At 31.9% G+C, this 6,872-nt stretch carries 10 protein-coding genes; all 10 read left to right on the top strand.

Going from position 1 to position 6,872, the window contains the following annotated elements; genetic code table 11:
* Positions 1–413 (top strand): Gx transporter family protein (locus tag ACRC8M_RS03545; RefSeq protein WP_438527888.1); only part of this gene is annotated, 413 nt, incomplete at its 5' end.
* Positions 410–1,768: a phosphoglucosamine mutase gene (gene glmM / locus ACRC8M_RS03540; RefSeq protein ID WP_438527887.1), complete on the top strand. Its 1,359-nt coding sequence runs from the start codon at positions 410–412 to the stop codon at positions 1,766–1,768. The genes ACRC8M_RS03545 and glmM, both read left to right, overlap by 4 nt.
* Before the next feature lie 8 nt (positions 1,769–1,776).
* Positions 1,777–2,487 (top strand): class I SAM-dependent DNA methyltransferase, encoded by a 711-nt coding sequence (locus tag ACRC8M_RS03535; protein WP_438527886.1) that lies wholly within the window; start codon positions 1,777–1,779, stop codon positions 2,485–2,487.
* A 24-nt stretch (positions 2,488–2,511) separates the two neighbouring features.
* Positions 2,512–2,721 carry an AtpZ/AtpI family protein gene (locus ACRC8M_RS03530; protein WP_438527885.1) on the top strand — a complete coding sequence of 70 codons (210 nt, stop codon included), beginning with the start codon at positions 2,512–2,514 and terminating at the stop codon, positions 2,719–2,721.
* Positions 2,722–2,734: 13 nt separating this feature from the next.
* Positions 2,735–3,109 carry an ATP synthase subunit I gene (locus ACRC8M_RS03525; RefSeq protein ID WP_438527884.1) on the top strand — a complete coding sequence of 125 codons (375 nt, stop codon included), beginning with the start codon at positions 2,735–2,737 and terminating at the stop codon, positions 3,107–3,109.
* Positions 3,110–3,132: 23 nt separating this feature from the next.
* Entirely contained in the window at positions 3,133–3,945 is an 813-nt protein-coding gene (gene atpB, locus ACRC8M_RS03520) for a F0F1 ATP synthase subunit A (protein WP_438527883.1), read from the top strand.
* A 45-nt stretch (positions 3,946–3,990) separates the two neighbouring features.
* Positions 3,991–4,260: an ATP synthase F0 subunit C gene (gene atpE, locus ACRC8M_RS03515; RefSeq protein WP_438527882.1), complete on the top strand. Its 270-nt coding sequence runs from the start codon at positions 3,991–3,993 to the stop codon at positions 4,258–4,260.
* Positions 4,261–4,305: 45 nt separating this feature from the next.
* Positions 4,306–4,812, top strand: a complete 507-nt coding sequence (gene atpF, locus ACRC8M_RS03510; protein WP_051364176.1) for a F0F1 ATP synthase subunit B — start codon at positions 4,306–4,308, stop codon at positions 4,810–4,812.
* A complete protein-coding gene (gene atpH / locus ACRC8M_RS03505) occupies positions 4,809–5,330 on the top strand; it encodes an ATP synthase F1 subunit delta (RefSeq protein ID WP_438527881.1) in 522 nt (173 codons plus the stop codon). Before atpF ends, atpH begins: the two co-directional genes overlap by 4 nt.
* Positions 5,331–5,363: 33 nt before the next feature.
* Complete coding sequence (gene atpA / locus ACRC8M_RS03500) at positions 5,364–6,866, top strand: F0F1 ATP synthase subunit alpha (protein ID WP_438527880.1); 1,503 nt, start codon at positions 5,364–5,366, stop codon at positions 6,864–6,866.
* Positions 6,867–6,872: the final 6 nt, after the last annotated feature.

Genomic DNA, 6,872 nt, shown 5'->3' with positions numbered 1-6,872 from the left:
TAGGGTTAGCAAATATTGCAACAATAATAGCTTTAGAAAAATTTGATGAAAAAATGGCGATAGAAATTTTATTACTTAGAATTTTTATTCAAGGGATGATGTTAGGAACACTTTTTTCACCTAGCTTTATAATAAGTTTAATTTCAGGAGGGTCTAGTACCCTCTTGACCATTTTATTATTTAGATATAGAGAGAATCTATCGCTGATTGCTATTTGCATAGCAGGAGCTTTTGTACATAATTTGACACAACTTATAGTTGTTTATTTTTTACTTTTTAGAAGTATTAGCATTATGAGCAAATCAATTTTCATATTTATTTGGGGATTTCTATTTATGGGATGTATTTCAGGAGTGATAACAGGGTATATATGTGAAAAATTACAACTTAGAAGGGAGAGAGTATTAAAATGAGAAAATATTTTGGAACAGATGGAATAAGAGGAGAAGCTAACAGGGAGTTAACAGTAGAGTTAGCATTAAAATTGGGGTATGCATTAGGATACACTTTAAAAAAGGAACATCCAGATAAAAAAAGGATTAGAGTGATAATGGGATCTGACACAAGAAGATCAGGATATATGTTAAGATCAGCATTGACGGCAGGGCTAAACTCAATGGGAATAAATATAGATTTTGTTGGAGTTATTCCAACTCCAGGAGTTGCATACTTAACTGGAAAAAGTACAGCAAAAGCTGGAATAATGATATCTGCTTCTCATAATCCAGCCAAAGATAATGGAATAAAAATATTTTGGGAAGATGGATATAAATTACCAGATGAAGTTGAGTTAGAAATAGAGAAGTTGATGGATAATGTGGAAGAAATAACTAAAGACCCTATTGCTGGAGATGAAGTTGGAAGATTTACTTATGCAGAGGATGAATATTACTTATATAGAGATCATGTTATTTCAACAGTAAAAGGTGATTTCTCAGGTATGAAAATCATTTTAGATGCAGCCAATGGATCAGCTTATAGAGTAGCAAAAGAGGTATTTTTAGCTTTAGGAGCAGAGATAGTTATAATAAATGATGCTCCAAACGGTAAAAATATAAATGTTAGATGTGGATCAACACATCCAGAGATATTATCTAAAGTTGTTATGGGATATGAAGCGGATTTAGGACTAGCTTATGATGGAGATGCTGACAGATTAATTGCCGTAGATAAAAATGGAAACATAATTGATGGTGATAAGATTATTGCTGTATTAGCTCTAGGAATGAAAGATAGAGGAGAATTACAGAATAATCAAGTTGTAACAACTGTTATGAGTAATATGGGATTTGAAAGTTATTTATCAAATAAAGGGATCCATTTAATAAGAGCTAACGTTGGAGATAGATATGTTCTTGAAAAAATGAAAGAACTTAATGTAAATATAGGTGGAGAGCAGTCAGGGCATATAATACTATCAGACTTTGGAACTACAGGAGATGGGGTATTAACATCTGTTAAACTGGTAGAAGCTATAAGAGATTCAGGAAAATCTCTAGATGAATTAGTTGGAGAGATAGTAGATTGGCCACAACTATTAATAAATGTTAGAGTGGATAATAGTAAAAAAAATCTATGGAATAAAAATGAAGTGATAGTTAAGTTTATAGAAGAAAAAGAGTTAGAGATGGCAGGTTTAGGAAGAGTATTAGTAAGAACATCTGGAACAGAGCCAATAGTAAGAGTAATGGTTGAAGGAAAAGAGATGGCAACAGTGGATAGAGTAGCTAAAGAGATTGCTGCAGTTGTTGAAAAAGAGTTAGTTTAGGAGAGAAAATGTATTATAAAAATTTTTCAAAAGTTTATGATAAGTTTATGCAAAATTGTGATTATGACCAGTGGGCTGATTTAATAAAAAATAAGATTAAAGAATCTGGAGTTGAAGGTAAAAAATTATTAGATTTGGGATGTGGAACAGGAGAAACACTTCTTAGATTAAAAAATGATTTTGATTGTTCAGGACTAGATTTATCAGCAGATATGTTAACAATAGCTAATAAAAAATTAAAAAATAAAAATGTTAAATTATTTTTAGGAGATATGAGAGAGTTTAGCACAGGTGAAAGCTATGACATAATAGTGTCACTTTTCGATACAGTGAATCATTTAACATCACTAGATGATTTAGATGATTTAATGAGCTCTATTTATGCCAATTTAAATCCAGGTGGAATTTATATTTTTGATGTTATAAATAGAGAGTTTATGGATAAAATGTTTCCAGGTGGAGTATACTATGATGATAGGAAAGATATGACTATTATTTGGGAACATTTTAGAGAGGAAGAGCTGGATATTGTTGAGGCAGTATACTTTGTTAAAAATAGAGCAGGACATTATGAAAAATTAAAAGAACTATATGAAAAGAGAATATTTGAAGAGTTCGAAATTAGAAAAATTATTGAAAAAAACAATTTAAACTTGTTAAGTATTGGTAAAAATGATAGAATAGCGGGGGAAAGATTTTTTTACATGGTAAAAAAATAATTTTACTGAAGGAAGTGGAAATTTATGGTGTTTTTTAATAAAGATTTTATACATTATTTTTCACTACTTGGATTTTTAGGACTTGTAATAGTTGGAAATATAGGAGTTTTTATTTTCATATACAAGTTAATAGAAAAATATTTTTTTAAAAGCACACCATTATTTATTTTTTTCGTTATAGTAGGTGTATTCAGTGCATTTTATAACGCTTATAAATTGATAATGAAAAAATAAGGTTGAGTGATATATGGATGAGTTAAAAAAACTAATAAAACGTGGAATTATAACTGCACTAGTAGTTTTAATATACGGAGTGTTATCAGGAAACAAATACATTTATATAGGTATGTTTTCAGGAGCAATTTTATCAGTAGTTGGATTTTATATGATATGTCTTGATGCAAAAGCAAGTTTAGCTTCCAACTCACCATTTAAAGTTGGAGTAATAGGATATTTGAAAAGATATTTTTTATACGGGATATTTCTAGCACTGGCTACAAAATTTTATGGTTTTCCAATGTTAGTTAGTGGAGTTATAGGATTACTAAATATTAAGACTAATATTTTAGCTGTAACTTTATTTAACAATATAAAAAAGTTTAAATCTAAGTATTTAAAATAAACTATCGAAAGGAGGCGAAACTTATGAGAATAGGACCAATAGAGTTTATTACCCCACCATTAGTAGAAGGACCTGCAGTAATGTTTTACGTACCATTACCACACTTTTTACATCAAATTCCATTTTCTATGGAGTATGCTGATGGAAAGTTTGGATTACCAGTTACAATAACCGTAATAAGTACATGGTTTGTAATATTAGTGTTGACACTTTTATTTAAAATGGGAACAAAAAAATTGGAGATGATTCCAGGAAGAGCACAAGTTGCTGCTGAATCAGTTTATGATTTTTTACATGGTATTATTCATCAAATGTTAGGAGGATGGACAGCAAAGTATTTCTCATACCTAGCTACACTATTTATATTTATACTAGGATGTAACTTACTTATGTTTGCACCAATTCCTTGGGGAAGCTTCGAAGATGGAGTGTTTGCTATAGCACCTGCATTTAGAGCACCGACAGCAGATCTTAATACAACAGTTGGATTAGCAATGTTAACAACAGCTACATTCTTAGGAACTAGCATCAAATCACATGGTATACTAGGATATTTCAAAGGACTACTAGAGCCTATGCCGTTTATGTTACCTATCAATTTAGTAGGGGAGTTAGCAAAACCAACAAATATTTCTATACGTTTGTTTGGAAATATGTTTGCGGGAATGGTAATAATGGGGCTTATTTATAAAGCGGCACCAATGGTTATTCCAGCACCGTTACATCTTTATTTTGATATATTTAGTGGAGTAGTACAAAGTTTTGTATTCTTAATGCTAAGTATGGTATATATTCAAGGTTCATTAGGGGATGCAGAGTGTCCCGATGATAAATAAAAACTAACAAGATTAAATTTTAAAATAACTAGGAGGTAAATGATTATGGATTTAATGTTAGCAAAAACTATAGTATTAGCAGCATCAGCAATAGGAGCAGGATGTGGAATGATCGCAGGAGTAGGACCAGGAATTGGACAAGGATATGCAGCTGGTAAAGCAGTAGAAGCAGTAGCTAGACAACCAGAAGCTAAGGGAGATATCATCTCTACAATGGTACTTGGACAAGCGGTATCAGAGTCAACAGGAATCTATTCACTAGTAATTGCACTAATCTTATTATATGCTAATCCATTCGTAGGAATGTTAGGATAATTTTTATAAAATACATCAAATACTTTTAGGAAGGAGGTAGAAGACTTGGCACCAACAAATATGCCTGCAGTATCGATAGATATTAACATGTTTTGGCAAATAATAAACTTCTTCATTTTAGTGTTTATATTTAATAAATACTTTAAAGCTCCATTAATGAAGTTAATGGATACAAGAAAAGAGAAGATTGCAGCTGAATTCTCAGAAGCTCAAAAGAACAATGAGGATGCTGCATTAAAAAATAAAGAAGCTCAAAAAATATTAAAAGATGCTAAAGATGAAGCTACAAAAATAGTTCAATTAGCAGAGAAAAAAGCGGATGAAAGAAAAGAGATTATCATTTCTGAAGCAACTGTTCAAAGAGACAAAATGCTTAAATCAGCAGAGCTAGAAATTCAAAAGATGAAACATGCAGCTAAGAAAGAGCTAGAGGTTGAAATGAACCAATTAGCAGTAACATTAGCTGAGAAGATAATAAAAGAGAATTTAAACTCTGATTTAGAAGCTGCCCTAGCTGACAAATTTATAGATGAGGTAGGGGGAGTAAAATGATAGGAAACCAGATTGGTAAAAGATATGCAGAAGCAATATATGAAGTTGCTGTGCAAAAAAATGAAGTTAAATCAATATATGATGTATTAAATGCGACTATGGAGCTTTATAAAACAGATATTGATTTTAGAAATTTTGTAACTCATCCTCTAATTAAAGAGAGTGAGAAAAAAGAAACTTTAAAGAAAATTTTCTCAGATTCTAATGAAGGAGTAGAAATTCTTTTCTATATTTTAGAAAAAGGAAGAATTGCACAAATTAGAGAGATTGTAGCAGAGTATGTTAAGTTAGATTATGCAAAAAATCAAATTTTAGATGTGGAAGCTACATTTGCAGTTGCTTTAAGCGATGAGCAAAAAGAGAAACTTTCTAAAAATCTTGAAAATAAAACAGGTAAAAAGATAAAGCTAGTAGTTAATGTGGATAAATCTCTAATAGGTGGAGGAATTATCAAAATAGGTGATGAGGTAACAGACGGAAGTATCCGTAGACAATTAGAAACTCTAACACAAAAATAAAAAACTACTTGTAAAATTAGGAGGTGTAATCAGTTGAAAATCAGACCAGAAGAAGTAAGTAATATAATCAAAACTGAGATCGAGAATTACAAAAAGAGTCTTGATGTCAAAACTTCAGGTTCTGTATTAGAAGTAGGAGACGGTATCGCTAGAATCTACGGATTAAGCAGTGCGAAAGCGGGAGAGCTTTTAGAGTTTCCTAACGGAATAACAGGAATGGTTCTAAACCTAGAAGAAGATAACGTTGGAGCAGTTATACTAGGAGACTATACAAAGATTAAAGAGGGAGATGAGGTTAAGGCTACAGGAAGAATTGCCTCAGTTCCAGCTGGAGAATCTTTATTAGGAAGAGTAGTCAACGCTTTAGGAGAGCCAATAGATGGAAAAGGTGAAATAAAGCTTGAGAAATACATGGAGATAGAAAGAAAAGCTTCTGGTATTATCTCAAGAAAGCCAGTATCTGAGCCTTTACAAACAGGAATCAAATCAATAGATGGAATGGTACCTATTGGTAGAGGACAAAGAGAGCTAATTATCGGAGATAGACAAACTGGTAAAACAGCAGTTGCTATTGACGCAATCTTAAACCAAAAAAATACAGGAGTAAAATGTATCTACGTTGCAATAGGTCAAAAAAGATCAACAGTTGCTCAGATCGTTAAAAGATTAGAAGATGCAGGAGCTATGGAATATACTATAGTTGTTGCAGCAACAGCTTCTGAATCAGCTCCTTTACAATATTTAGCACCATATTCAGGAGTAGCTATGGGAGAGTACTTCATGGATAAAGGTGAAGCAGTTTTAATAGTTTATGATGATCTTTCAAAACATGCGGTAGCATATAGAGAAATGTCTCTACTATTAAAAAGACCACCTGGAAGAGAAGCTTATCCAGGAGATGTATTCTATCTTCACTCAAGATTACTTGAGAGAGCTGCAAAGTTATCAGATGAATTAGGTGGAGGATCAATAACTGCTCTACCAATAATCGAAACTCAAGCAGGAGACGTATCAGCGTATATCCCTACAAATGTTATTTCGATAACAGATGGACAGATATTCCTTGATGCACAACTATTTAACTCTGGATTTAGACCAGCAATCAATGCTGGAATATCTGTATCAAGAGTTGGAGGATCTGCACAAATTAAGGCTATGAAACAAGTTGCTGCTAAAGTTAAGCTAGAATTAGCTCAATATACTGAGCTATTAACATTTGCACAGTTTGGATCAGATTTAGATAAAGCTACAAAAGCTCAATTAGAGAGAGGGCATAGAATTATGGAAGTTTTAAAGCAACCACAATATAGTCCTTACCCAGTTGAAGAGCAAGTTGTATCATTCTATACTGTAATCAATGGATTCCTAGATGATATCGCTATTGCAGATGTAAGAAGATTCGAAAGAGAATTAATTACTGAAATGAGAAATACAACAACTATTTTAGATGATATCGTAGAGAAGAAAAGCTTAGATAAAGATCTTGAAGCTAAAATTGTAGAAGCTGTAGTAGCATTTAAAAAGAATTTTAATTAAAGAGAG

The organism is Cetobacterium sp. (assembly GCF_051653945.1).
GTDB lineage: Bacteria > Fusobacteriota > Fusobacteriia > Fusobacteriales > Fusobacteriaceae > Cetobacterium_A.
Note: the sequence above shows the minus strand (reverse complement) of the source record. Positions and strands in the feature narration are given on the sequence as shown.

What these genes read in the sequence shown, in the direction of transcription:
- atpE (WP_438527882.1), top strand. Translation starts at nt 3,991, where the DNA reads ATGGATTTAATGTTAGCAAAAACTATAGTATTAGCAGCATCAGCAATA.
- atpB (WP_438527883.1), top strand. Translation starts at nt 3,133, where the DNA reads ATGAGAATAGGACCAATAGAGTTTATTACCCCACCATTAGTAGAAGGA.
- ACRC8M_RS03530 (WP_438527885.1), top strand. Translation starts at nt 2,512, where the DNA reads ATGGTGTTTTTTAATAAAGATTTTATACATTATTTTTCACTACTTGGA.
- atpH (WP_438527881.1), top strand. Translation starts at nt 4,809, where the DNA reads ATGATAGGAAACCAGATTGGTAAAAGATATGCAGAAGCAATATATGAA.
- glmM (WP_438527887.1), top strand. Translation starts at nt 410, where the DNA reads ATGAGAAAATATTTTGGAACAGATGGAATAAGAGGAGAAGCTAACAGG.
- ACRC8M_RS03535 (WP_438527886.1), top strand. Translation starts at nt 1,777, where the DNA reads ATGTATTATAAAAATTTTTCAAAAGTTTATGATAAGTTTATGCAAAAT.
- ACRC8M_RS03525 (WP_438527884.1), top strand. Translation starts at nt 2,735, where the DNA reads ATGGATGAGTTAAAAAAACTAATAAAACGTGGAATTATAACTGCACTA.